We start from the raw sequence: 24,576 nt of genomic DNA, 5'->3' as shown, positions 1-24,576 counted from the left end.
CTTTCGCGCGGTTCTTCTTCCTGCGCTACAATGAACGGACGTTCGAAAATGAGGGAAGGGGTGCGCATGGCTCGCGCGAAAGACGTGGCGAAGCTGCTTCGCGGCGGCGTAAACGACAAAACTTCGCCGGCTCGTCTCGCCGAAATCATGAAGGCGCTGCGTCACGCGGAAATCGCGAAGGGCATTACGCCCGAAAAACTCGTAAGTTTGCTCGAGGAGCTCGGCCCCACGTTCATCAAACTGGGCCAGATTCTTTCGGCCCGGTCCGACATGCTTCCTCAGGAATACTGCAATGCGCTGCAAACCTTGCGTTCTTCCACCACGCCTGAGCCATTTTCGTTGGTGGAGCGTCGGTTGCGCGACCTTTACGACGGCGATTGGCACGATGTGTTCAGCGACATCGCCGCCGAGCCGCTTGGGTCGGCTTCCATCGCGCAGGTCTATAAGGCGACGCTTGCCGAAAGCGGCGAAACCGTGGCCATCAAAATCCGTCGCGACCACGTGCGCCAAGACATGGTGCGCGACATCGCTCTCATGCGTCGCGCGTCCGACCTGCTCAACCTCACTGGGTCTACGATGATTCAGGGCGTTGACATCAATGTGGTGATCGACGAGCTCGATCGCACCGTGCGCGAAGAAATCGATTTCAACGTGGAACGCGAAAATCTCGAGCGCCTCGGTCGGGGTCTCGCCACTGAGCCCGGCGTCACGTGCCCGAAGGCATATGGCGAATACTCCGACGAGACGGTGCTCGTTATGGAATTCGTCGATGGCCTCTCGCTCGAGCATGCCGATGAGCTTCGCGAAGCGGGCTACAATCTGCGCGAAATCGGCGACCGCATCGCGAATTCATTCATGCGGCAAATGGTCGAAAACGGCTTCTATCACGCCGATCCGCATTCGGCGAACTTCATTGTGCGACCGACGATTTCCGATGAAGAGCGCGCTGCGGGGAAGAAGGATCCAGGCGAGGTCGTGTGGATCGACTGCGGCATGATGGGCGAACTTTCGCCTTACGAACGCAGGCTGTTCTTCGAAATGATGAAGGCCATGATCGCGCAAGATAGCCACAGGCTCACGAATTTGTTCGTTGAGTGGGGGCGTGTGAAAGACGTGCCGGGCAAGAGCTTCGATTACGGCGCCCTTTTGCAAGATCTCAGCGCATTGGTCAACCGCTACAGCTCTGAAGACGCGCATTCGATGGACGTGGCGCAGCTGCTCAACGACATTATGGGCATCCTCGACCATGCGAACGTGATCATGCCCCAAAGTTTCGTGATGCTCGTGCGCGGTTTGGCGTCGCTGCAAGGCACGCTCATCTCGCTGTCGCCGGAAATCAGCATTCTGGCCGTGGTCGAGCGTTACGTGAAGAGCTACTTCGCGCGCAACTTCGACCTTATCGACGAGGCGGAAGACCGCGTGCTCACGTCGATGGCCGCGGCCGATAAGGCGTTGCATTTGCCCGAGCGCATCTCTAACGTGCTCGATATGACGGAAAAAGGACGCCTGCGCATCAAGTTCGACGTTGAGGCGCCGCGCCCCATGGAGAAAATCGGGCACATCATCGATCGCCTGAGCTTGTCCATGATTACGGCGGGCCTGTTCGTCGGATCGTCGCTGATTTATTCTGCAGGCATGGAGCCGAAGCTCTTCGGCGTGCCGGTGATTGGCTTTTTCGGCTTTATTGGCGCGGCGGTGCTGAGCGTGTATATCGTGGTGAAAATCCGAAAAGGGCAGTAGGGCTGGTTTTGCGCATGCTTGTGTTAAATGCTCGTAGCGTTTAACACCTGCTGCGCGCAGTTGCAATCGTGTTAAACGCTACGAGCATTTAACACGATTGGGACATTGGTGTTTCAAGGCGTATTGAAGCGATAGATGGGTGGAAGTTGGACACGCTGTTCACTGAAATAGAGAACGAGAAGAAATTCGCTGCTGCACCGCTTGCCGTGCGCATGCGCCCGCGCTCGCTCGATGAGCTTGCGGGGCAGGAAGACGCGGTGGGGCCGGGCAGTTGGCTCCATGCGGCAATCGAGGCCGATACGCTTTCGTCCATCATTTTGTACGGACCCGCAGGCACGGGCAAAACGAGCATCGCCCACATCATCGCTGAAACGACGCGCGCGACGTTTGTGGAAGTTTCTGCCATCGGCGGCACCGTCGCCGATTTGCGCCGCGAAATCGCGGCGGCGGAAAAGCGCCTGCTGGGCACGGGTGCCCGCACGATTCTGTTCGTGGACGAGATCCATCGCTTCAGCCGCAGCCAGCAAGACTCGCTTCTGCACGCTGTGGAAAATCGCACGGTAGTGCTCGTGGGCGCCACGACCGAAAACCCGTTTTTCGAAGTGAATTCTGCGCTCATCTCCCGTTCCCGCGTGATTGAGCTGCATTCGCTTTCCGATGCCGATATTGAATGCATCGTGCGCCGTGCGCTCGCCGACGAGAAGCGGGGCTTGGCCAGTTCGTGCTTCCTTACCGACGAAGCGCTGGCTTCTATCGTGAACTTGTCGGGCGGCGACGGACGCTCGGCGCTTACCACGCTTGAGCTGGCTGCAGGCTTGGCCAAAGAGAAGGGTGCGCGCGATGCGGCCGAGCCGCCGTTTACCATCGACGCCGATATGGTTGAACTCGCCACGCCGCATCGCGCGCTGCCGTACGACAAGAATAAAGACATGCACTACGACGTGATCAGCGCGTTTATCAAATCGATGCGCGGCAGCGACCCCGATGCGGCGCTGTATTGGCTCGCTCGTATGCTCGATGGCGGCGAAGACCCGAAATTCATCGCGCGCCGTATCTTCATTTTGGCAAGCGAAGACATCGGCAACGCCGATCCCCAGGCTTTGCTCATCGCCGAGGCGGCCTTTAAGGCTGTTGAAGTGATTGGCATGCCCGAATGCCGCATCAACTTGTCGCAGGCCGTGACGTATATGTGCTTGGCCCCCAAAAGCAATGCGGCCGAAGCGAGCATCGACGCCGCCCTTTCGGAAGTACGGCATGGGCCGAAACGCGATGTGCCGAGCTATTTGCGCGACCGTCATCGCCCTGGTTCGGAAAACTACGGTGAGTATAAATACCCGCACGATTATCCTGGCCATTGGGTTGAGCAGCGTTATTTGCCCGAAGGCCTTGAGCGTGGGTGCTTCTATCAACCGAGCGAGTCGGGCTGGGAGGCCTATCGGGTCGATGCCACATCGCGCGATCGGGCCACGCGGGCCGCAAGGCCGTCGAAGGGCGAGTAACAAGCGGGGTGTATGATTGGCTTTATCGGGTCTGCGCGGCGAGGGTACTCAAAGCGGCAATGGCGATTGGTCGCCTGCGTCTGTCGGCCCGGCAATCGTTGAACAACGCTCGATGCGCCTCGTTTGTCGGCGTGGACCCGTCGCCCCGTATTGCGCTGCCGGCGTCGGGCTCCTCTTTAACGTTGCGGAAACGCCACGCTTCGCCCATGCGCGCCTTGCCGCGTGCTGCTATTATTCAAGGAAATCAAACGGGCGCCATAGGGGCGCGATATCGAAGGGAAACGCCATGGACGCTGGATTCATCTCGGAAGTCATTCTTCCCGTAGTGTTTGCGATTGTCGGCATCGCGCTTATTTGGGCAATCGTCGAGCTCGTGCTGGTGCTGCGCCGCACGCGCAAAACGGTGGAAACGCTTGAGACGAGCGTGAAGCCGATTATCGACGATGCGCAAAAGGTCGCAGCCGATGCCAAGGAAATGACCGCTTCCATCAAGCCCGCGATCGATCGCGTCGATCCTCTGGTCGAGCGCGCTTCGCTGGCCGTTGATGCCGCGAATTTGGAAATCATGCGCCTCGACGGCATTCTGGAAAACGTCGATGCCATTACCGGTTCGGCGGCCTCTGCGACCGAGGCGGTCGACACCGTTGCGAATGCGCCGTTGAAAATCGTGAACGCTGCTTCCGAAAAGCTGCGCGAAGCCCTTTCGGGCAAGAAGGCGTCCGACGAGTCGGCCAAGCTTGCCGCCGCGGCCGAGGCTGCAGCTCCTGCTGAGTTCGCGGCTATCGAGGGCGACCAGGCGGCAACGTACGCGCCTGAAGCCCATGCCCCTGAAGCCGCTGCCGAAAAGCCCGCCTCAGAGCCTGAGCCGCACACTGCTGGCGGCTACTTCACCTATGGCGCATCGAAGGAGGACTAGTCGTTTTGACACGCTCCGCTGACAGCGGTGAGCAAGAGCCGCAGTTGAAAGCCGTACGCGAGAAAACCGCCGCCGAGCGCACCGATGATGCGCGCCGCCATTTCTTCCAGGTGTGGATGGTTATAGGCGTTGCGGCGCTCGTCTATATGCTTGGTTTTGTTCTCGACGTGTTGTCCCTGCCGGTGGCCATTCTAGTGTGGACGATTGTTTTCGTGCTCGTGCTTCGCTCGCCCGTCGATGCGCTTGAGCGCCGCGGCGTTCGTCGCGGCTTGGGAACGACCATTGCGTTTGTGGGGATGTTCGCGGTGTTCGCCGCGCTCATCGTGATTATGTTCTCGCCCATGTTCGGCGTGAACGACCAGTTCGCGAATATCTTTTCTGCGCTGCCCGTGTATGTTCAGGGGCTTATCGACTGGGCGAACTCGTTTTACGACAAGTATGCCTCGCTTCTGCAAGACGACACGGTGCGCAGCTGGATCGACGCGGGTTCGAAGTCGCTTGCCGATTGGGCGTCATCTGTCGCGAAGCAGTCTGCCAATGGCGTGGTGCTGTTTGGCACGGGCATCGCGAATGTCTTCATCGTTTTGGGCTTTGCGCTTGTGGTGGCGTTTTGGACGCTTATGGAATTGCCCGCGATCGATCGCGAGGTCGATCGACTCGTGCCCGAGAATCATAAAGAAGAGGCCGACATGCTGCGCATAGCCTTCACGCGCATCATGGGCGGCTATATTCGCGCCACCGTGCTGCAATGCTTCGTCATTGGCATGGCGTGTGGCATAGGGTTCGCGGTGCTGGGCGTGCCGAATGCCGCCGCGTTGGGCCTGATCACAGGCGTTTTGAATCTGATTCCCGTCGTGGGTCCCTGGATTGGCGGCGCGGTTGCGGCCGTGGTCGGCCTGTTCGTGAGCCCCATTACCGCCGTGCTCGCGCTCGTGCTCACCGTATGCGTGCAGCAATTCGTGTACACGTTCATAGGCCCCAAACTCATGCAGAATTCGGTTGACGTGCATCCGGCGATCGTGATTGTGGCGTTGCTTGTGGGCGGTGCCATTGGCCAGAGCATGGGCGGCCTTATGGGCAATATCGTTGGCATGCTCTTGTCGATCCCGTTCGCCGCCATCGCGAAAACGGTGTTCGTGTACTACTTCGAGAAGAACACGGGCAGGCAGATCGTTGCCGAAGACGGCGTGTTCTTCCGCGGCAACCCGTCGGTTCTCAATGGCGAAAATGGAGAACCCGATGCTATGGCCGATGCGATTTCTCCCACGCCGAGCAAGCCATTCGCGCCCTCTTCGCTTGTCGCGGCTTTGAATTCCCATAGCGAAAAGGGCGCCGACGCCGAAGATAAGGGCGGGGAATAGGCGAAAGCTGCCGTTTATCGGCTTCGCCTACCGGCTCGCCGCTTCGTTCGATAAGGCTATTCGCCTTCCTTGGCAGGCTGCTTTTGCTCTTCGGCGGCTTTCGGGTCTTGCACCGAAGGCAGCGCCATAAACTCGGCAAACAGCGTTTGGACCTTTTTCTCGGCACGGGCGAAGCTCGCGTATGTGCCGGCCTCTTCGCGCTCGGACTCGCCGCTTGCGTCGGTAATCAGGCGAATAGCCCACTCGAAACGCCCCGCATCGTTTTTGCGAATGAGCGCTTCGCAGTCGAAGCGGTAGCGGTACACGCCACAAAACCAGCTATTTTCGGCGATTTCATCCCAAGGGGTGTCGTCGAGCGGCTCGGGGGCAAGGGTTTCAACGTCGGTATCGGTCATGGTAATTCCGTTCTGCATTGATGAAGGTGCGCGTGGGCGCTTGAATAATCGCACCCCATGATAGAACATTTCGCGACGTATCGGCGCACAACGAATCGCGCAAAGCGCGCGGCGCGGCGATTTCGCGCATTTTCCAGGGCAATTCATAGAATTCTCGCGACGTGGCAAGGTCTGGCGTGACGCGGGCGCGCGCGTTGGCTATCATGGGCCAGCTGGAAATGATCGGGCCTTGGGCCCGCTAGTCCGAAATATGAGAGCGAGACCTGTCCAATGAAGTACATGACTACAGCGGAAATTCGCGAGAAGTACTTGAAGTTCTTCGAGGAGAAGGGCTGCAAACGCATGCCTTCTTCGTCGCTGATTCCCGACGATCCGAGCCTTTTGCTCACGAGCGCTGGCATGGTGCAGTTCAAGCCTTACTTCCTGCATCAAAAAGAACTCGACCCCCAATACATCGGCACCACGACGGTGCAGAAGTGCGTGCGCACCAACGACATCGACAATATTGGCGATGCGCGCCACCTTTCGTTCTTCGAAATGCTGGGCAACTTCAGCTTCGGCAAATACTTCAAGAGCGAGATGTGCGCTTGGGCGTACGAATTCTCGACTGAAGTGCTCGGCCTGCCGAAAGAAAAGCTGTACTTCACGGTGTTCGAAGACGACGACGAGACCATCGAGATTTGGAAGAACCTCGGCGTCGAAGACAGCCACATCTCTCGCTTGGGCGAAGACGACAACTTCTGGCGCGCCGGCCCCACCGGCCCGTGTGGCCCGTGCTCCGAGATTTACTTTGACCAGGGCCCCGAAGTCGGTTGCGGCAGCCCCGACTGCGCGCCCGGTTGCGATTGCGATCGCTTCCTCGAGTACTGGAACTGCGTGTTCACCCAGTTCGATGGCCAGGAAGACGGCACGCTTGCCCCGCTGCCTTCGAAGAACATCGATACCGGCATGGGCCTGGAGCGCATTGCGGCCATCATGCAGGGCGTCACGAACAACTACGACACCGACGTGTTGCGCAGCCTGATTGCTGTGGGTGAGCGCCTTTCCAGCAGGGAATACAAAACCGATGCCGCCGTCGACAAGTCGCTGCGCATCATCTCTGACCACAGCCGCTCTGTCACCTTCATGATTGCCGACGGCATTCTTCCCTCCAACGAGGGCCGCGGCTACGTGCTGCGCCGTTTGCTGCGCCGCGCCATCCAGAAGGCGCACACGGTGGGCATCGAGGGCCCGTTCCTCAACGAGTACGTCGATGAAATCGTGAAGCTTATGGGCGACGTGTACCCCGAAATCGTCGATAACCGCGAGCTCATTCGCCGCGTCATTCTTTCCGAAGAGGAGCGCTTCGGCGCGACCCTTCGCCAGGGCCAGGTGTATTTGGCTGAGGCGTTCGAGAAGCTCGAGGACGATACGCTTTCCGGCGAGCAGGCGTTTACCCTGCACGACACCTACGGTTTCCCCGTTGAGGTTACCGAGGAAATGTGCGCCGATCGCGGCGTGAAGGTCGACATGGAGGGCTTTGAGCGCTGCATGGAAGCCCAGCGTGAGCGCGCTCGCGCGGCAAACGTGAAAGACGCGGAAGCCGCATGGAGCACGTACGGCGGCGTGCATGCCGACATTCTCAAAGAAGTTGGCGCTACCGAATTCGTGGGCTACGACCGCATGAGCGCAAGCTCGGGCGTTCGCGCGCTCATCAAGGAAGGCCAGCGCGTCGACTCCATCGCCGCGGGCGACACCGCCGAAATTGTGCTGGGCCTGACTCCGTTCTACGCCGAAATGGGTGGCGAAGTGGGCGACACCGGCGTTATCGAAGGCGAAGGCTTCAAGGCTGAAGTCGTCGATACCAAGGCTCCCGAGAAGGGTCTCACCTGCCACAACGTGAAAGTCGTCGAAGGCGAGCTTCACGTGGGCGACACCGTTCGCGCGGTTGTCGACGAGCTTCGCCGCAAGCGCATTTCGCGCAACCATACCTGCACGCATTTGCTCCATGCGGCGCTGCGCCAGGTTCTGGGCGACCATGTGAAGCAGGCTGGCAGCTACGTTGGCCCCGATCGCTTGCGCTTTGACTTCACCCACTTCGAGGGCGTAACGCCTGAGCAGTTGGCCGAGGTTGAGCGCGTCGCAAACGAGCAAATCATGAACGCCGTTCCCATGAGCACGTACGAGACTTCGCTCGACGCCGCTCGCGAGTCGGGCGTCACGGCTCTGTTCGGCGAGAAATACGGCGATACCGTGCGCGTCGTTGAGGCTGGCGAGTTCTCGCGCGAGCTGTGCGGCGGCTGCCACGTTGCCAACACTGCTGAAATCGGCTTCGTGAAAATCGTGTCCGAGAGCAGCGTCGGCGCGAACCTGCGCCGTATCGAGGCCGTGACGAGCTTCGATGCTCTGGCTTACATGAACAAGGTTGAGGAAGAGCTCAAGGAAACCGCTGCTGAGCTGCGCGTCCCCTTGTTCGACGTGTCTGAGCGCACGGCGGCCAACATCGCCACCATCAAAGACTTCGAGGCCAAACGCAAGGCCAACAAGAAGATGGCGGCCGAGGGAAGCATCGCCGAGCACCTCGCGAATATGGTGAACGTGGGTTACCCGCTCATCGTCGCCCGTATCGACGGTCTGGATGCTGGCGGTCTGCGCAACGCGTGGGATATTCTGCGTGGCCGCATGCCCGAGCCCGGCGCGTGCGTTATTGGCACCATCAATAACGACAAGCCCGTGCTCATGGCTGCCGCGACCGATGAAGCCGTTGCCGCTGGCTTTAACGCCGGCAACGTGATCAAGGCTATCGCGGGCAACATCAAGGGCGGTGGCGGCGGCAAGCCGACCATGGCTCAGGCTGGCGGCAAAGATGCAGCTGGCATTGACGCCGCGCTCGACGCCGCGCGCGAGCTTCTTGCAAAATAGTTTGAAAAAAGCCCCGTTCGCGGGGCTTTTTCGTAAGCTGGCCACGCCTGCCCGCCTTCGCCCTCGGCCGCCGAAGCCTCACGCAGCCACGGCTCGCTACCGTTCGCTTCGCTCACTACGCGCTCGCCTGGCTTCGTTTAACTTTTAAATAAAGGGCAAATTTGAACTCAGACGGCTGCGTGCGGCTTTGGCGGCCGAGGGCGAAGGCCGACTGTGCGTTATCGTTTGTTTTTGGGAATGTTTTGGCGCATTGCCCCCCGCTTTGTCGGATGCGGAATCTGGCGTAAACGCAATCCTGCGATCCGAAAGCTGGGGATTCGCGCTTCGGGCGCATTCCGCATAGGGCCGTCTGCGCTCATTTTTGCTTTTCATTCCAAAATGAAGCGCAGCCAGTCGAGCGCGTAGTGAGCGAAGCGAGCGGTAGCGAGACGTGGCCCTGGGCGAAATGCGCTCGAAGCGCGATCTGCGGGATTGAATTCAGAAAGGACATATATGCGTACATTGGCGCTTGATATCGGCGAGGTTCGCGTTGGCCTCGCGGTTTCCGACTCGGCGGGTAAAATCGCCACGCCCCTTAAGGTGCTCCCTGCCGACGTGGTGCTCAACCACGGCGCGGAATTCCGTCGCATCGTTGAGGATTGGGAAATCGAACAGCTGGTGAGCGGCCTCCCTATGACCATGGCCGGCGAAGAGGGCCCGCAAGCGGCATCGATTCGGGAGAAGGCGCAAAAAATCGCGAAGGCGTGCGGCCTGCCGTTGTTTTTTTGTGATGAACGCCTGAGTTCTCGCGAGGCAAAGCGTATTTTGCGAGAAGAAGGTTTGGATGAACGCGCCATGCGCGGTAAAGTAGACATGATTGCTGCCAGCCTGTTCTTGCAGGCTTGGCTTGATTCTCAGGTGTAAAGACGCGTCTCGCGCGTTGCGCGAGTTAAGGGAGAAAACAGTATGCCTCGTAGACAGGTTACGTACTCGAACCACCCCAACCATCGTGCGCGTATGGTGCACGCTCAGGGCGAGCGCCAATTCCGTACCTACGATACGTCGCATATTCGTCCGCGCAAGAGCAAAGGCCCCGTCATCGTTGGCGTCGTTCTCGCCGTTGTCGTCGTGCTCGCTCTGGTGTTCGGCGTTTCCGCTGCCATGAAAGGTTGTTCGGGCGATAACGTCGATGGGTCTGCCGTCGTGGTCCAATCGACGGTTTCGGCAACCATTCCCGATGGCTCCTCCGCAAGCGACACTGCTTCCATTCTGCAGAACGCGGGCGTGGTTCCCGACTCCAAGGCGTTTTTGTCGCGTGCCAAAACGATGGGGCTCGATAGCAAATTCCAGGCTGGTACCTACACGTTTTCGAGCGGCATGACGCTCGACGATGTGGTGAAGGCGGTTGCTTCGGGCGATTTCGGCACCGTTTCGTTGACCATTCCCGAGGGCTATAAGCTTTCCGATATCGCTGCAGCGGTCGATGCGGCCACGGGTGGCAGGGTGAACGCCGACGAATTCACCAGCGCCGCTTCCGATGCGAGCGTGTACGCTTCCGACTACGATTTCTTGGCCGATGCGGGCACGAATTCGCTCGAGGGCTTCCTGTTCCCGAAGACCTATTCGGTAAGCGAGACCGATACGGCCGACTCGCTTATTCGCGCCATGCTCAACCAGTTCCGCACCGAGACCGCGGGCTTGGATTGGTCGTATGCACAAAGCCGCGGCCTTTCGATTTACGATGCGGTGAACCTTGCGTCGATCGTCGAGAAGGAATCGAGCGGTGACGAGCAGATTCGCGCTCAGGTTGCCGCCGTGTTCTACAATCGCCTGTCTTCGACCAACAGTGAGACGAATGGATACCTGCAATCGGACGCTACGACGGCTTACGAGGTCGGCCATGACCCCTCCGCCCAAGAGGTGCAGGCCGCAACGCCGTATTCCACGTATTCCAATCCTGGCTTGCCCCCGACGCCCATTTGCTCGCCGAGCCTTGATTGCTTGCAAGCCGTGTGCGCTCCTGCAAGCGATTACGACGGTTATTACTACTTCATTTTCTGGAACGATGACTCCGGAAAGCTGCAGTATCAATTCAGCCGCACGTATGAAGAGCACCAGCAGGCAATTGCCGAGCATCTTCAGTAGGCGGCGCTCCGCCCTTTATGGGCGCTGATTCGAGAAGTGGGGCCGACATCGCGTTCGATGCCGGCCCTGATTGCCTTTTGGGCGCAGTGTGGTGCATGTATGATTGGACGCTTGCCCCGCTGGGCGAGTCGGCCCGAGCGCTCGCAGCCGCCTTTTCTGGTATGGTGGACGCCAAATGTGCGTTCGGCTTTTCGCCGCTTATGGATTGACGAGGGGATTCAATGCCGTTTACTCCTGACAGATTCTTTACGCGCGTGACGCAAATCGATATCGAACACGACATCGTGTCCCGTGGCGTGAAATGCGTGCTCATCGATCTGGATAACACGCTTCTGCCGCGTGATACCCATCAGGTTCCCGACGATATTCGAGCGTGGCTCAAGGCGCTTTCGGCCGCGGGCGTTCGCGTGTGCATCCTCACCAACAATTGGCACCATGGCGCGCATGAATGGGCGCAGCGTTTGGAGCTGCCTATCGTGTCTCACGCGATCAAGCCGTTGCCGTTTGCGTATGCCCTCGCGCTGCGTAAAATGGGTGCGCGTCGCCGTGAGACCTTGTGCATTGGTGATCAGCTTATAACCGATGTGTGGGGCGGGCATTTTATGCGTATGCCGGTGTATATGGTCGAGCCGCTCGTTTCAGTCGATTTGAAGCACACGTTGCTTTTGCGCCACGTGGAAGCGCTGTTCATGAAGAACGTTCATCCAGAGAAATAGCGCATCGACGGCCGCCGCAAAGTGGCCATTTTTTTGCCATATGCGCGATGTTTTCGCGCCAAATTCTGCTGCGCTAAAGCGTCTCTCCGTCACGTGCTAGAATCTTTTGCGAAAGATGAGATACGTTGCACGTTGGGAGCAACCATGAAGTACATGACCGCAGGGGAGTTGCGTGGCGCAAGCTTGGTTGCCATTGTTGACGACGTTCCGGCCGGCCTGCGCCTTCAGGCTGCTTCGATCCAAGCCGATTTGGACCGGTGGTCGCACGGCTGCTCGTGCGGCGAGCAGCGCGAGGTCGATTGCGCGGCGATTCTTTCGGGCGTTTCGGCGGATGGCCGCACGACGGGTTCGCCTTTATCGCTCGTTGTTGACAACGCGGCATATCGTGCATCTCTTGAAGACGAAGCTCCTGGCCAGGCCGCTGTTCCGCGCCCTGGTTCGGCCGATTTGGCAGGCCTTTTGGCGACCGACGCCAATGATTGCCGTGCCATCGCCGAGGGCTCTTCGGTGCGCGCGCATGCTGCCCTTGTTGCCGCATCGGCGGTGGCGCGTGAATTTCTGGCCGAATTCGGCGTTGAAATCCAATCCTACGTCACGCGCATTGGCGCAGCCGCCATGCGCGAGCAGCCAATCGATTTTGAGACTCTGCGCTATACCCCTCTCGAAATCGAATCTTCTCCCGTTCGCTGCCCATCGGCGCAAGCTTCTCGAGCTATGGAAGAAGAAATCGCTGCGGCGCGCGCGGCGGGCGACACGCTCGGCGGCGAGGTCGCCGTGGTGATACACGGCATCGCTCCCGCTTTGGGGTCGTATCGCGGCGGCGGCATGATGGCATGCCTGTCGAAGGCGGCTTTTTCTGCGCGCGACGTGGTAAGCGTGTCGTTCGGCTCGGCGCGCGACATGATGCGCCGCCGCGGTTCTGCCGTATACGATTCGGCTGTGCTTGGCGCGCACGGCTTCGCACATACCACGAACATGTCGGGAGGCATCGAAGGCGGTCTCACTACGGGAACGTCTGTCGTCATGCGCGTGGGCGTAGCTCCGAGCGCCTCTCTTCGCGCACCCCAGAAGAGCATCGACCTTGAGACGCTTTCCGATGCTGAAAGCTTTTCCGCCGCGTATTCGCCCTGCTTGGTGGGCGGCGTTGCGGTGGCGATCGAGGCGGAAATCGCGTTCGCGTTGGCGAGCGCGTATCAAGAACGCTTCGGCGGAGTGGCGATGTCCGATATCCATTCGTCGTATGACGCCTATATGCGCCGTTTGAGACTCGCGGCTCGGTGACGTTTGTGGGTACGTTGAAGAAAAATGTCTTCCTGGTGGGCTTCATGGGCGTGGGCAAAACCACGGTTGCCCGCCGCATGGCGCGCGATATGGGCGTGGCCTGCGTCGATGTGGACGCCTTCCTTGAACGCAAGCACGGCAAGTCGGCGGCGGAGCTGTTTGGCGAGCTCGGCGAAGATGCGCTGCGTGAACTCGAATACGAAGCCCTCGTCGAATGCGCGAATATGGGGCCTTCCCTTATCTCGTGCGGCGAAGGCATCGTCGCTTTCGACAAGAGTCGAGAGCTTTTGAAGCGCCGCGGGTTTGCCGTGATGCTCGAATCGAGCGAAGCGACTTCCTTGGGGCGCATCCATAATCTGAGCACGCGTCCTCTGCTTGCGCACGATTGCGACATCGAGGGCCTTTGGGAGCAGCGCAAGCCTCTTTACGAGGAGGTTGCGCGCGCGAAGATCAATGTGCAGGGCCGTTCCACGGGTTCGGTTGCGGGCTTTGTGGCAAAGGTGCTCGCACGTGCGGGCGTCTATGCGCCTGATTCCGAAGATTCCGTCGCGAAGAAAATCGAGGCCGACTCGCTTAAGCGCCGTAAAAAACATCGGCATTCGAAGAGTGGAAGGCCGCGTTCGGCGGCGGAGCGCTCGAATGCTTCGCACAAGGGCCAAAAGGCTGCGAGTGCCTCCAGGGAAAGTGCAGCCTCGTCAAGGAGGCACGTTGCGCATGCGTCCGCGAGCGGGCAAGGCGCGGCAGAAAAGGCCGACAAGAAGCAGAATGGCTCCGGCGCGTCCAAGCACCGTCGTAGGCGAGGAAGCCGAGGGCGAGGCAAGACGCGCGCCTCGAATAATCGGCAAAACGGCCAGCGCGGCGCGACGCCGCCCGCCAATTAAAATCAAGAAAGGGAGAAAGCCCCAAAATGGCGAACTCAAGGCTTGAACGCATGCGCGAGAACATGTCGGCATGCGGCATCGACGATTTTTATTGCCGCGATATTTCCAATGTGCAGTGGCTCACCGAATTCGAAGGCGTCTTCGACGACGAGCCGGCTCATTTGGCGTTCGTGACGCCGAAGAAAGCTTTCGTGCATACCGATTCCCGCTATGCCGATGCGTGCGATCGCGCATCGCAGCATACGCCGTGGGTCGTTGACGCATGCGGCGGTGCCCATGCTTCATGGGTTGCGAGGCAGTTCGCGGCATTCCATGCGGCAGCGGGCACGCCCGAGGGCGAAAACGTATGCGCCATGGGCGTTGAGGACGCAATTGAGCTGCGCGAATTCCGCGAGCTCGAACGAGCGTTCAGCGAAGCGAAGTGGAAGCCCCGCTTCGTTGAGACCGATGGTTTCGTGAAGAAGATGCGCGCCGTGAAAGACGAGCGCGAGCTTTCGGCCATGCGCGCCGCCCAGGCTATCACCGATGCGGCGTTCGAGCACATCGTTGAGTTCATGGGCGAAGGCATGACCGAGCTCGAGGTGAAGCGCGAGCTCGAGGAAACCATGCGCCGCCTCGGCGCCGAGGGCTTGGCGTTCGATTCCATCGTTGCGAGCGGCCCGAATGGCGCCGCCCCGCATAGCATTGCGGGCGAGCGTCGCTTGCAAGCGGGCGACATGGTGGTCATGGATTTCGGCGCTCGCAAGGGCGGCTATTGCTCCGACATGACGCGCACCGTGTGCATTGGCGAGGCCACGCCGCTCGCGCGCGAGGTGTTCGCCGCCGTGCGCGAAGCGAACGAAGCCGTGGAGGCCATGATTCGCCCGGGCCGTACGGGTGCGGCCATGCATCATTTGGCCGAAGACGTGCTCGCCCATAATGGCTTCGCGGGCAAGATGGGTCACGGTTTGGGCCATGGCGTGGGCATCGATATTCATGAGCTCCCCGTGCTTTCGCCGCGCAACGAAGCCCCGCTCGAGGTTGGCAATGTCGTCACGGTTGAGCCTGGCGTGTATTTGCCTGGCGAAATCGGCTGTCGCTTGGAAGATTTCGGCGTCGTCACCGAAGATGGTTTTGAAGTCTTCACTAAATCGACGCATGAACTGGTTATAATCTGATAGTTTCATTAAAAAGGAAGGATTCTCGATGGCAACTGTTTCTACTGCCGATTTCAAGAACGGCATGTGCATCGTCTATAACGGCAAAATGTGCATCATCACCGAATTCCAGCATGTTAAGCCTGGCAAGGGCGGCGCGTTCGTTCGCATGAAGATGCGCGACATCAAAACCGGTCGCGTGCTTTCCGACACCGTCAACTCCGGCGTGAAGTTCGACACCGTTCGTCTTGAGCAGCGCGAAATGCAGTATCTCTACAACGACGGTTCCGATTTCTACTTCATGGATCCCGTGAGCTTCGACCAGATTTCCCTGGCCGCCGACCATGTGGGCGACACCGCTCAGTGGCTCAAGGAAAACGACACCGCCACGCTCGAGTATGCCGATGGCGAGCTGCTTGGCGTCGAGCCCAAGATGTTCGTTGAGCTCGAAGTCACCGAAACCGAGCCTGGCTTCAAGGGCGACACCGTTCAGGGTTCCACCAAGCCCGCGACGCTCGAAACGGGCGCCGAGGTGAAGGTTCCCATGTTTGTTGAGGTCGGCGACGTGCTTCAGATCGACACGCGCGACGGCCGCTTCATCAAGCGCATGTAGCAGGAAAGGCGCCGTTCTGACGAACGGCGCCTTTTTCATTTGAGGCGCTTGACGCCCCATGGCAAGCTGACGGCAGGTTTGGCCCTCAATCGTCGCTCGCGTGCTGGGCGAAGTGCTTTTTTCGATTCGCATAAAGAAGGCTCGCAGCCGTTGGGTTGCGAGCCTTCTTTTATCGTTCTGGCGGAAAGCTTCAAACGAAAACGGCCGCGACCTAAGCAGGGTCGCGGCCGTTGAGTGCGCTACGGTCGCTTGGAGCCGCAGTTTCCGCAGAAGTTGCCGGTGTTCTGCATGCCGCATGAGCATGTCCAGGGGCCGGCTGGCGCGGGCTTCGGCGAGCCGCAATTGCCGCAGAACTTGCCGGTGTTCTGGGCGCCGCACGAACACGTCCACGTATCGCCTGCGGGCGCAGGGGCGGGGGCAGGAGCAGGTGCCGGCGCGGGAGTGGCGCCGACGCCCATCGCGGCGCCGGGTGCCTGCGCTTGAGGCTGGGCGAACCCACCGCCAGGCGCGGTCGCATACTGGTTCTGCGGGGGCACATTGCCCGCGCCCATGCCATAGAGGCCCTGCGGGTTCATGCCGCCCACGGCGTTCGCCATGCCCATGCCCATGAAGCCCATCATGGCTCCGTTTTCATTGCTCGCAGCCATGCGCATCGCATCGGCCTGCGATGCTGCCAGGTTCGCGGCCGCCATGCTGGGATCGCGCATAACCGCGGCCTTCTGCAGCTCTTTGATCATCGCTTCGTCTTCGGGCGACGCGGCAATGGAATTCACGCCGAACGACGCGACCTGAATGCCGCGCAGGTCGGTCCATTCCTGGGAAAGCACCTCGTTGAGGGCCTTCGCCACATCGGTGGTGTGCGCGGGCACCGCGGAATAGCGCACGCCCATGGCCGAAATCTTCGCGAATGCGGGCTGCAGCGCCGTGAGCAGCTCGCTCTTCAGCTGCGAGTCGATTTTGTCGCGCGTGTAAGGCTCCTCGACGTTGCCGCACACGTTCTTGTAGAACATGAGCGGGTCGACGATCTTGTACGAGTATTCGCCGTTGCAGCGAACCGAAATGTCGACGTCTAAGCCGATGTTGTTATCGACGACGCGGAAGGGCACGGGCGAGGCGGTGCCGTACTTGTTGCCCATGATTTCCTTCGTGTTGAAGAAGTATACGCGCTGGTCTTTGCCCGTGTCGCCGCCGAACGTGAAGCGGGTGCCCACGCGCTCAAACGATGCCATGAGCCTATCGCCGAGGCTCGCCTCGCCGAAGAACAGGCTCGGTTCGGTCGATTTGTCGAACACGAATTCGCCCGCCTCTCCGCAGGCTTCGACGATCGCGCCCTGCTCGACGATGATCATGAATTGGCCTTCGTTGACCGCGATGATCGAACCGTCGGAAATGATGTTGCTTTCGCCTCGCGTGTTCGAGCTGCGGCCCTTGTCGCTCGTGCGCTTCTGGCCCTTCGCCACCAACGTGTTGGCGTCAAGCGCGTCGCAGTAGAAATACTCACGCCACGAATCGGCGAGCACGCCGCCTGCGGCGCCAATGCCGGCTTTCAACAAACCCATGGTTCTTCCTTTCTCGAGGTCGGGAAACCGAAGCGTTTCGCGCGTGTGCGTGCGTGATGGGGCACCCTGCGCGCTGCGTCTCGTTATGCCTGAAGAATCTCTCAAAACGCCGCGCCACGATATGCCCAGTCGGCCCAAATCGCGAGGGCAACATGAGCCAGTCGACCCAAAACGAAAAAGCGCGAGCGTTTATACTGAAGCTATGCTGCGCATGGCCAACATATCGAAGCGGAAGGTGCTCGTTATCGCGGGCGTGGTTGCGTGCGTTTTTGCGTGTGCGATCGTTGCGCTGCTCGAGTTCGATTCGCTTGGGCGGCCGACCCCGTCAGGCCCGACGAGGGGCCCCTCGGCCACCGCTGGCTACATGATCGCGCTTGGCCCCCTTTCTGCGGCGTGGGGCTTTTCGATGTACGTTCGATGCTCCGATGCGAAAATCCGCCGCTGGCTCGTGGGCATCGCGGCCCTTGTCGCGTTCTGGATGCTCGACGTGTTGCTGAAATATCCCATTCGCGGCGATGTGGCTACCGCCCTGCTGTGGTATTGCTACTACATTCCCATGACGGCGATTCCGACGTTGTGCGTGCTGTGCGCGATGCGCGCCGCCTCGCTCGACGACGTTGCCTGGGCGCGTTATGCGCGGCGCATTATCGTGGCGATTTCGATGTTTGCCGTGTTCGTCGTGCTTACGAACAACGTGCATCATCTCGTGTTCGCCTTCGATTTCGCCGATCCCGATTGGGGAGGCAATTATCGCTACGCGTTTGGTTATTACGTGCTCGTGGCCTGGTATATCACCCTGTTCGTAATATTCTTCGCCACGCTGTTCCTTTCTGCGCGCAGAAGCCTTCGCAGCATGCTTTTCCCCATTGGCGTTATCGTGGGCGTAGGCATTGTTTACGGTGTAATGTTTACCCTTCGACACGTGGCGACGCTCACGTCGAACGTTGCTCTTTCCTATTGCATTTTGGCTATGGCGGCCATAGAACTCACGCTCGATCTGGGATTCTTCCCGTCGTATGCTTGGTATACCCAGGCGTTTTCCAAACTGCCGTTCGATTTGAAGGTGCTCGAGGCAAATGGCGATACGGTTTTTGAAACCGAAATGGCGCAGCCTATGCCCCAAGCTGCGGCGGACATCCTGAAAACGGCGGATAAGGGGCTCAGCGAGTCGTGGGCGTTTCGCACGACAGGGGCGCCGCATACGTTGTTCAAGGTTTACCCCGTGAGCGGCGGCCGTGCCGTTTTGGCCGAAGACGTCGCGGCAATCGATGAGCGCCGCGAGGCGCTTGCCGCAACGCAGGAGCGCTTGCGGCGCAGCAATGCCGTGCTTGAGCGCGAGACCGAGGTGCAGCACGAGATGTGGCGATTGCGCAGCGAGCGCGAGCTGTTCGTCGAAATCGAAAAGTCCCTCGAAGGCAAAACGCGCCGCATCCAGATGCTGCTTGACGGCTTGCCCGATTCCAACGACCCAGATTCCATTGCGCGTCGTCGCGAGATGCTCGTTGAGGTGAAGCTGCTCGTCGCCTACTGCAAACGCAAAGGCGCGCTCGTTCTTGCCGAGAAAAGCGACCCCGAATTCAATCGCGAACGATTGCAGCTTGTGTTCAACGAAACAGCGGCAGACCTGCGCTCGATTGGCGTTGAATGCGCGGCGCTCGTGCAAACCAATACGCCGCTGCCGGCTTCGGTGGTAAGCGTGCTTTATGATTGCCTGTATGATTTCGCGACCGTCGCGAACGCGGCCAGCGATGCCGTGCTCATGCTGTTCGTCCAGCAAGATGAGCGGCGCGTTCAGCTGCGCGCAATGCTCGACTCGAGCGATGCCGAAAGCGAGCGCATGGCTGCCACCTTTGACGAGCTGCGTGCCAGCCTCGAAAAGCATAGGGTTGAATATTCCATCGAGACCGATCCTTCGTCGGCGTCGCTTGTCGCATATGTGCCCCTTCCGGCGAAAGGGGGCAAATAATGGGCGTTCTTTCGCATATGCCCCTCGTTGTGCTGCTCGCGCTCCTGTCGGTGTTTTTCCTTGCCGCTTGCACACAGGCGGTGCATGCATTGTTTATCGCTACGCGGCGTGAAGTGTCGCCTGCTGGGGTGATTTTCGCCTACGAGATGCTAATCGTCGTGCATCTCGTGCTCGCCTGCTGCACGGCGAATTCGGCTTCGCGAGGGTTCGTCGTTCTGCTGGCGCAGTTTCGCCCGTACGTGTTTCCGCTCGATGTGCTTCTTTGGGCGAATCTCGCGATAGCCGCGTTCGGTTTGGTGCTCGCGATTGCGAAGCGCAGGCCCGTCATGACGTTCGAGATCGTTCTCATCGCGTTGTGCACGCCGCCCATCATTTCCCTTTTGGGCGACAATTGCGTGTACCTCTTCATTCTCGACGCCGCGTTTTTCCTTTTCCGAACGAGTGCCGGCCTCGTGCTCGATATTCGCCATGCATCCGAGTCGATCACGCAGCTTTCGCTCATCGGCGCGCTTGATAATTTGCCTGAAGGTTTGGTGTGGGCGAACAGAAATGGCCGCATCCAGTACATGAACGATGCCATGCGAGCCGATTTGGCTTCGCTCGGCTTCGCTACCGACCTTTCCGAGACGAGTGGCTTGTGGGTCAACCTTGGCAATATGGCGCGCGAAAAAGGCGGCAAGGTGCTGCCCGAGGGCATTCGGCTCGAGGTCTCGCCGGATAAAACATGCCTGTTCATGCGCGACGAGGTGAGCTTACGTGGTGTGAGGTGCCGCCGCTTGGTTGCTGTCGACGTGACGGGTGAGGAGGCCTTGAATAGGGAACTTGAAGAGGCGAATGGCCTGCTTCGAATGGCGAACGACGAGCTGCGCGAATCGCTTGCGCATGTGCAAAGCGTCGCCCAGGACGAGGCCATCGTTCGCATGAAGGCACGCGTGCACGATACCATTGGCCAGAGGCTCTCTATTTTACATCGCTTCCTTGAGGCGGAAAATCCCACGCCTGAAGCGTTGGGCGAGGTAAAGCGCCTCGCTGGCAGCATCGTCGACGATTTGTCTGAACCGGAAACGCCCGACCGCGCATCGCAGCTCGATTCCATCGTGGGCGCCTTCGCGCTCATCGGCATTGAAGTATGCGTGAAGGGCTCGTTGCCGGAAGACGATGACGCTGCGAGCGTTTTCGTGAATATCGTGCGAGAGGCTGCTACCAACGCGGCGAAGCATGCTCAGGCAAAGCATGTGGACGTGAATATATCCCGCATTGGCAATGTGACGTTGTTGCGCGTCGTGAACGACGGCATGCCCGCGCCGGCGAATTTGCGCATGGGTTGCGGCATTCCCGGCATGCGCCGCGCGGCGGAAGCCATTGGCGGCACATTCGATGTTTCCTCAAACAATCCGTTTACTATCGAGGTTCATCTGGAGCGCCCCGAAAGCGCGCATGCGCCAAGCGTTCGCGCCGTCTACGAGAAGGAGTTGTCATGATTAGACTCATGATTGTCGAGGACCAAGCCATGCTGCGCGATTCGCTCGCGTGCACCATAAATACGCAAAGCGATATGGAGGTGGTCGCTTCGCTGGGTGACGCCGCCGAAGCCCTCGAAGCCCTTGAGCGCAGCGGCGCGACGTGCGCGCTGCTCGACGTGTGTACCGAAAACGATTCGAGCGGCATCGTCGCGGCGCGCAAGATCAAGGAAGCGCACCCCGAGGTGAAAGTCGTGATCATGACGGGCATGCCCGAAATCACGTTCGTTGAGCAGGCGCGCACGGCGGGCGTTGACAGCTTCGTCTATAAAAATGTAGGTACCACCGAGCTTTTGGGCATCATTCGCTCAACGGTCGAGGGGTATTCCACCTTTCCCTTGGCGCAGCAAAGCATTTTCTCCGACGCGGCGCAGCTCACCGATACCGAGCTTGCGATTTTGCGTTTGGTGTGCGAAACGAAGACGCGCAAGGAAATTGCCACTGAGTTGTATTTGAGCGAGGGAACCGTGAAGCGCCATATTTCCGAGATTCTCGCCAAAACCGGATACGACAACATCTTGCGCCTTGCGGTGCATGCCGTATCGACGGGCCTCATCGTTCCGAGCATGACGAAGGGCGCCAATGGGGAATAGCCGCCACGGCACTTGAGAAATCCCTGTTCAACTGCGTGTTCTTCGCGTTCGGTTCCGCAATGTGCCGAAGTGGGCGCGCGTCCATCGCATAATTGACCCAACCTTAGAGACAAACGTCCATGCCCCGCCGCCTTCCTTGGGCCGCGGGGCACTTCTTTCTGCGTGCGATGCGGGGCATCATGAAATCAGAAAGAACGACATTGAATCTGCCAACACGAGTGATGGGAGGCTTCCGATGGGACTTTTCGGAAAGATGTTCGAGAAGAAGAACTGCGACATCTGCGGCGGCGAGATTGGCCTTTTGGGCAACAAGAAGCTTGAAGACGGCAACCTTTGCAAGGAATGCGCGTCGAAGCTTTCGCCGTGGTTTTCTGATCGCCGCCGCTCTACGGTCGATCAGATTCGCGAGCAGCTCGACTGGCGCGAGGCCAACCAGCAGCGCGTTGCGCAGTTCAACCCCACGCGCACGCTTGGCAACGACATGAAGGTGATCCTCGACGAGGATGCCGGCCGTTTCATCGTGACGCGCAGCTCTCGCTGGCGCGAGGCGAACCCCGACGTGCTCGATTTTTCGCAGGTCACCGGCTGCGATACCGAGATTCGCGAGTCACGCACCGAGCTGCATTGGAAAGACTCCGACGGCGAAGAGCACGATTACGATCCGCCGCGCTACGACATCGATTACGACATGTATCTCACCATCCACGTGAATGTGCCGTATTACGACAGCATCACGTTCAAGGTGAACGGGTCGCGCATCGAGGAGCGCAATTCGGTCGAATATCGCGAGGCCGAGCGCCAGGCGAACGAGATTCGAGCCGCGCTTACCGAGCTTCGCGAAACCACGCGTGAAGCTGCCGCTGCCGCTTCGGCTCCCAAGGTTGCACGCACGTGCCCCTTCTGCGGAGCCACCACCACGCCGGATGCTTCTGGGCGCTGCGAATACTGCGGCGGCGCCATGGGTGCATAAGTCAAAAAGGGGAGGAACCCAAGAAAGGAAGTGGAACAATGAAACGTACCACGAAAATCGCAATCGTAATTGCCGCCGTATTCGCGCTGTGCCTGGGCCTTGTTGGCTGCGGTGGCGGTGATGGCGCCGATTACACCAAGAACTTCACGGGCGATTGGAAACTTTCCGGCATGACTGAAAACGGCGAGGCGATGAGCGAAGACGACATCGCGCTCATGGAGGCCTTCGGTATGGCGGTGACCCTTACGCTCAATGAGGACGGCACCGGTTCGCTCGTCATGTTCGACGAGGCCATGGATGTTTCTTGGGAGCCGAAGAGCGCGACTGAGCTTGATGTAACCATCGAAGGCGACACCACGACCGGCAAGCTTGCCGACGACACCATTACGCTTGAAGCGGGCGGCGACTCCATGTCCTTCACACGCGCCGAGGCTGATGCGGGCAAATAGCCGATTGCGCAACGCCAATTGAATATCGAATCGAAGGGGCTTGTGGCCGATTGGACCGCGAGCCCTTTCGTTTTTGCTTGGGCCCATAACGCCGCCATCGCAAGTCGCGTCTTTGGCGTTTCGCGTACGGCTAATTCAGGATCCTCTTTGGCATTTCTCATCACATCATCACGTTCGAGGTGAGTTGCCTGCGCGCATCCCTGCGGCGTGCGGGCTCACTTTTGGTGGGTGCGGATTCGCTGCTGGCTACGGAGTGACTTTGAGTCGAGTGGGTCATGTTGGGGGTCTATTTTGGGCCAATGGGGAGTGATGGAAAGGGACGTTTTGCGCGACTCTGTTCTCGAAACGAGAAAGGAGACCAGCTATATGAAGTCAAGGGCTAAGCCATAGATTCTAAGACCTTTTGATTTGTTGGAACGTTGCAGCTTGAGAACCGAATATCGAATGCTTTCGGGCATGGCGAAGCGGGCGGCGAGGCCGCCTGCGATGCCTTTTGCATGGGTCGCCCTATTCCCTCTCCGGGTCGTACGGGACCTGGTCGCGCATCACCGCGAACACGATGTGGCACAGCTTCCTCGCCACGGCCGTGACGGCCACGCGGTGGGGCTTGCCCTCGGCGCGCTTCTTGTCGTAGAAGGCGCGCAGCCCCGGGTCGTACTGCCTGGCGCGGTTGGCCGCCAGCCACAAAGCGCGGCGAAGGTACGGCGAGCCGTGCTTGGTTATGGGGCCGCCGCCGCTGTCGAACTTGCCCGACTGGCTCACCGACGAGTTCAGCCCGGCGTAGCTCACCAGGGCGGGCGCGTTTCGGAAGCGCGACACGTCGCCTATCTCGGAGACTATCTGGGCGCCCGTGACGTAGGACACCCCGGGTATCGTGAGCACGAGCGGCTCGACCTCGTCGAGCAGCTCCCTCACCCTCGCCTCGACCTTGGCGCACTCGGAGTCGGCGAACTCGATCTGCCTTATCAGGGACTTGACCTGGAACGACGCGGCCTCCTGGCCGAGCCTCACGCCGATCGACGGCTTGGCCGCGGCCTTGATCTCGGCGGCGTAGCCGGCCGACCTGCCGGGGCGCCTGGACGCCTCGGCGATGTCGCGGGCGAGCGAGTCGGCGCGCCTTCGCGCCAGCTCGAAGGGCAGCGGGGACTTGGACAGCACCGCGCGGCTGCCGGCCCCGAACATGTCCGAGAACATCCCGGCGTACTCGGGGAAGTGCGCGTCCATCAGGCACACGCACTGGGTCTTGAGCTCCGCGACCATGCCGCGCAGCGACTGCAGGTAGCGCGACAGCGACCTCAGCGACGCCACCTCGTCGGTGGCGAGCCTGGTCTCGTCGTACCGGCCTATGCGCAGCGCCTCGGCTATGAGCCCGGCGTCGACGCGGTCGTTCTTGACCTTGTCGAGCCCCTTGAGCCTGCGCACCGCCTTGACCTGCATGGGGTTTATCACGGCGACGGAATAGCCCCGCGCGACGAGGAACGAGTAGCAGGCCATCCAGTAGTGGCCGGTGGCCTCCATGCCCACGACGACGTCGGACGGCGACTCCGCCAGGCCCTCGAGCCACGCGACGGCCCTCTCGAGCCCGGCCTCGGTGTTCTTGAACGGCATCGGGCGGCACATCTCCGCCCCGCGCTCGTCGACCGCCCCTATGACGTGGTCCATCTTGGCGATGTCCACACCCGCGTAGATCATTCGCGACCTCCTTCTGCGATGCGGCGGGGCCTGCCCGAAACGCCCGGGACCGCAACCTCCCAAAAGAGATCCGAGGTGGCCCATCGCCCCTCATCCAGCTAATCCGCGGCCTTGCCCGAACGGGGCAGGATGCCATTCTCCTTTGCGGGGTCGCGCCCGGCGCCCCATCTCCCATGACGGCATCCCTGCCCGCCAGAGTCTGCATTGCATCTGAAAGCATTCGATATTCGGCTCCCAAATGCAACAACTAAAAGATAGGAGTTC

General features: G+C 60.0%; 20 protein-coding genes. 17 read left to right on the top strand and 3 right to left on the bottom strand.

Features of this window, described 5'->3' with window-relative positions; translation table 11 throughout:
• The first annotated feature begins 66 nt into the window (after positions 1 to 66).
• From Q0D41_RS09050 to Q0D41_RS09035, 4 genes are all read left to right on the top strand, one after another.
• On the top strand, positions 67 to 1,740 hold the full coding sequence (locus tag Q0D41_RS09050) for an AarF/ABC1/UbiB kinase family protein (RefSeq protein ID WP_294378228.1): 1,674 nt from the start codon (positions 67 to 69) through the stop codon (positions 1,738 to 1,740).
• A gap of 146 nt (positions 1,741 to 1,886) precedes the next feature.
• Positions 1,887 to 3,239 carry a replication-associated recombination protein A gene (locus Q0D41_RS09045; RefSeq protein ID WP_294378225.1) on the top strand — a complete coding sequence of 451 codons (1,353 nt, stop codon included), beginning with the start codon at positions 1,887 to 1,889 and terminating at the stop codon, positions 3,237 to 3,239.
• A gap of 286 nt (positions 3,240 to 3,525) precedes the next feature.
• A complete protein-coding gene (locus Q0D41_RS09040; protein ID WP_294378222.1) occupies positions 3,526 to 4,155 on the top strand; it encodes a DUF948 domain-containing protein in 630 nt (209 codons plus the stop codon).
• A gap of 5 nt (positions 4,156 to 4,160) precedes the next feature.
• Positions 4,161 to 5,516 carry an AI-2E family transporter gene (locus tag Q0D41_RS09035; RefSeq protein WP_294378219.1) on the top strand — a complete coding sequence of 452 codons (1,356 nt, stop codon included), beginning with the start codon at positions 4,161 to 4,163 and terminating at the stop codon, positions 5,514 to 5,516.
• 56 nt (positions 5,517 to 5,572) lie between these two features.
• Here the strand turns inward: Q0D41_RS09035 and Q0D41_RS09030 are convergent, their stop codons facing one another.
• On the bottom strand, positions 5,573 to 5,911 hold the full coding sequence (locus tag Q0D41_RS09030) for a hypothetical protein (RefSeq protein ID WP_294378216.1): 339 nt from the start codon (positions 5,909 to 5,911) through the stop codon (positions 5,573 to 5,575).
• A 270-nt stretch (positions 5,912 to 6,181) separates the two neighbouring features.
• Between Q0D41_RS09030 and alaS the strand changes: the two genes are divergently transcribed.
• The 8 genes from alaS (at position 6,182) to efp (ending at position 15,563) form a co-directional block, all read left to right on the top strand.
• A complete protein-coding gene (gene alaS / locus Q0D41_RS09025) occupies positions 6,182 to 8,812 on the top strand; it encodes an alanine--tRNA ligase (protein ID WP_294378213.1) in 2,631 nt (876 codons plus the stop codon).
• Between the two features lie 492 nt (positions 8,813 to 9,304).
• A complete protein-coding gene (gene ruvX / locus Q0D41_RS09020) occupies positions 9,305 to 9,715 on the top strand; it encodes a Holliday junction resolvase RuvX (RefSeq protein ID WP_294378210.1) in 411 nt (136 codons plus the stop codon).
• Between the two features lie 42 nt (positions 9,716 to 9,757).
• A complete protein-coding gene (mltG, locus tag Q0D41_RS09015) occupies positions 9,758 to 10,936 on the top strand; it encodes an endolytic transglycosylase MltG (RefSeq protein ID WP_294378207.1) in 1,179 nt (392 codons plus the stop codon).
• Between the two features lie 221 nt (positions 10,937 to 11,157).
• Positions 11,158 to 11,652 (top strand): YqeG family HAD IIIA-type phosphatase, encoded by a 495-nt coding sequence (locus Q0D41_RS09010; RefSeq protein WP_294378204.1) that lies wholly within the window; start codon positions 11,158 to 11,160, stop codon positions 11,650 to 11,652.
• Between the two features lie 144 nt (positions 11,653 to 11,796).
• Positions 11,797 to 12,933, top strand: a complete 1,137-nt coding sequence (aroC, locus tag Q0D41_RS09005; RefSeq protein ID WP_294378199.1) for a chorismate synthase — start codon at positions 11,797 to 11,799, stop codon at positions 12,931 to 12,933.
• 5 nt (positions 12,934 to 12,938) lie between these two features.
• The gene (locus Q0D41_RS09000) at positions 12,939 to 13,814 is read left to right on the top strand and encodes a shikimate kinase (protein ID WP_294378196.1); all 876 of its coding nucleotides are present in this window, start codon (positions 12,939 to 12,941) and stop codon (positions 13,812 to 13,814) included.
• 26 nt (positions 13,815 to 13,840) lie between these two features.
• Positions 13,841 to 14,971 carry a Xaa-Pro peptidase family protein gene (locus tag Q0D41_RS08995; RefSeq protein ID WP_294378194.1) on the top strand — a complete coding sequence of 377 codons (1,131 nt, stop codon included), beginning with the start codon at positions 13,841 to 13,843 and terminating at the stop codon, positions 14,969 to 14,971.
• Positions 14,972 to 14,999: 28 nt separating this feature from the next.
• Positions 15,000 to 15,563, top strand: coding sequence for an elongation factor P (gene efp / locus Q0D41_RS08990; protein WP_294378191.1), 564 nt, complete (start codon positions 15,000 to 15,002; stop codon positions 15,561 to 15,563).
• Between the two features lie 239 nt (positions 15,564 to 15,802).
• Here efp and Q0D41_RS08985 read toward each other — a convergent pair whose 3' ends face one another.
• Entirely contained in the window at positions 15,803 to 17,122 is a 1,320-nt protein-coding gene (locus tag Q0D41_RS08985; protein WP_294378183.1) for an SPFH domain-containing protein, read from the bottom strand.
• A 211-nt stretch (positions 17,123 to 17,333) separates the two neighbouring features.
• Between Q0D41_RS08985 and Q0D41_RS08980 the strand changes: the two genes are divergently transcribed.
• From Q0D41_RS08980 to Q0D41_RS08960, 5 genes are all read left to right on the top strand, one after another.
• Positions 17,334 to 19,088 (top strand): hypothetical protein, encoded by a 1,755-nt coding sequence (locus tag Q0D41_RS08980; protein WP_294378181.1) that lies wholly within the window; start codon positions 17,334 to 17,336, stop codon positions 19,086 to 19,088.
• Complete coding sequence (locus tag Q0D41_RS08975) at positions 19,088 to 20,569, top strand: hypothetical protein (protein ID WP_294378178.1); 1,482 nt, start codon at positions 19,088 to 19,090, stop codon at positions 20,567 to 20,569. The genes Q0D41_RS08980 and Q0D41_RS08975 overlap by 1 nt, the downstream gene beginning before the upstream one ends.
• Positions 20,566 to 21,201: a response regulator transcription factor gene (locus Q0D41_RS08970; protein ID WP_114614800.1), complete on the top strand. Its 636-nt coding sequence runs from the start codon at positions 20,566 to 20,568 to the stop codon at positions 21,199 to 21,201. Before Q0D41_RS08975 ends, Q0D41_RS08970 begins: the two co-directional genes overlap by 4 nt.
• A 235-nt stretch (positions 21,202 to 21,436) precedes the next feature.
• Complete coding sequence (locus Q0D41_RS08965) at positions 21,437 to 22,171, top strand: DUF4428 domain-containing protein (protein WP_114614801.1); 735 nt, start codon at positions 21,437 to 21,439, stop codon at positions 22,169 to 22,171.
• Positions 22,172 to 22,209: 38 nt separating this feature from the next.
• Positions 22,210 to 22,620, top strand: coding sequence for a DUF5004 domain-containing protein (locus Q0D41_RS08960; protein ID WP_294378171.1), 411 nt, complete (start codon positions 22,210 to 22,212; stop codon positions 22,618 to 22,620).
• 507 nt (positions 22,621 to 23,127) lie between these two features.
• On the opposite strand, the gene Q0D41_RS08955 is transcribed toward Q0D41_RS08960, so the two are convergent.
• The gene (locus Q0D41_RS08955) at positions 23,128 to 24,312 is read right to left on the bottom strand and encodes an IS110 family transposase (protein ID WP_294378168.1); all 1,185 of its coding nucleotides are present in this window, start codon (positions 24,310 to 24,312) and stop codon (positions 23,128 to 23,130) included.
• Positions 24,313 to 24,576: the final 264 nt, after the last annotated feature.

It is taken from the genome of uncultured Slackia sp. (genome assembly GCF_934630525.1).
Taxonomy (GTDB): domain Bacteria; phylum Actinomycetota; class Coriobacteriia; order Coriobacteriales; family Eggerthellaceae; genus Slackia.
This window is presented reverse-complemented; position numbering and strand designations above follow the sequence as displayed.

Bases quoted from the DNA above. Each gene is read 5' to 3' on its own strand.
- Q0D41_RS08955 (WP_294378168.1), bottom strand. From the start codon at position 24,312: ATGATCTACGCGGGTGTGGACATCGCCAAGATGGACCACGTCATAGGG.
- Q0D41_RS09030 (WP_294378216.1), bottom strand. From the start codon at position 5,911: ATGACCGATACCGACGTTGAAACCCTTGCCCCCGAGCCGCTCGACGAC.
- Q0D41_RS08985 (WP_294378183.1), bottom strand. From the start codon at position 17,122: ATGGGTTTGTTGAAAGCCGGCATTGGCGCCGCAGGCGGCGTGCTCGCC.
- Q0D41_RS08980 (WP_294378181.1), top strand. From the start codon at position 17,334: ATGGCCAACATATCGAAGCGGAAGGTGCTCGTTATCGCGGGCGTGGTT.
- Q0D41_RS08995 (WP_294378194.1), top strand. From the start codon at position 13,841: ATGGCGAACTCAAGGCTTGAACGCATGCGCGAGAACATGTCGGCATGC.
- Q0D41_RS08970 (WP_114614800.1), top strand. From the start codon at position 20,566: ATGATTAGACTCATGATTGTCGAGGACCAAGCCATGCTGCGCGATTCG.
- Q0D41_RS08975 (WP_294378178.1), top strand. From the start codon at position 19,088: ATGGGCGTTCTTTCGCATATGCCCCTCGTTGTGCTGCTCGCGCTCCTG.
- Q0D41_RS08965 (WP_114614801.1), top strand. From the start codon at position 21,437: ATGGGACTTTTCGGAAAGATGTTCGAGAAGAAGAACTGCGACATCTGC.
- Q0D41_RS09040 (WP_294378222.1), top strand. From the start codon at position 3,526: ATGGACGCTGGATTCATCTCGGAAGTCATTCTTCCCGTAGTGTTTGCG.
- Q0D41_RS09010 (WP_294378204.1), top strand. From the start codon at position 11,158: ATGCCGTTTACTCCTGACAGATTCTTTACGCGCGTGACGCAAATCGAT.
- mltG (WP_294378207.1), top strand. From the start codon at position 9,758: ATGCCTCGTAGACAGGTTACGTACTCGAACCACCCCAACCATCGTGCG.
- alaS (WP_294378213.1), top strand. From the start codon at position 6,182: ATGAAGTACATGACTACAGCGGAAATTCGCGAGAAGTACTTGAAGTTC.
- Q0D41_RS09050 (WP_294378228.1), top strand. From the start codon at position 67: ATGGCTCGCGCGAAAGACGTGGCGAAGCTGCTTCGCGGCGGCGTAAAC.
- Q0D41_RS08960 (WP_294378171.1), top strand. From the start codon at position 22,210: ATGAAACGTACCACGAAAATCGCAATCGTAATTGCCGCCGTATTCGCG.
- efp (WP_294378191.1), top strand. From the start codon at position 15,000: ATGGCAACTGTTTCTACTGCCGATTTCAAGAACGGCATGTGCATCGTC.
- aroC (WP_294378199.1), top strand. From the start codon at position 11,797: ATGAAGTACATGACCGCAGGGGAGTTGCGTGGCGCAAGCTTGGTTGCC.
- ruvX (WP_294378210.1), top strand. From the start codon at position 9,305: ATGCGTACATTGGCGCTTGATATCGGCGAGGTTCGCGTTGGCCTCGCG.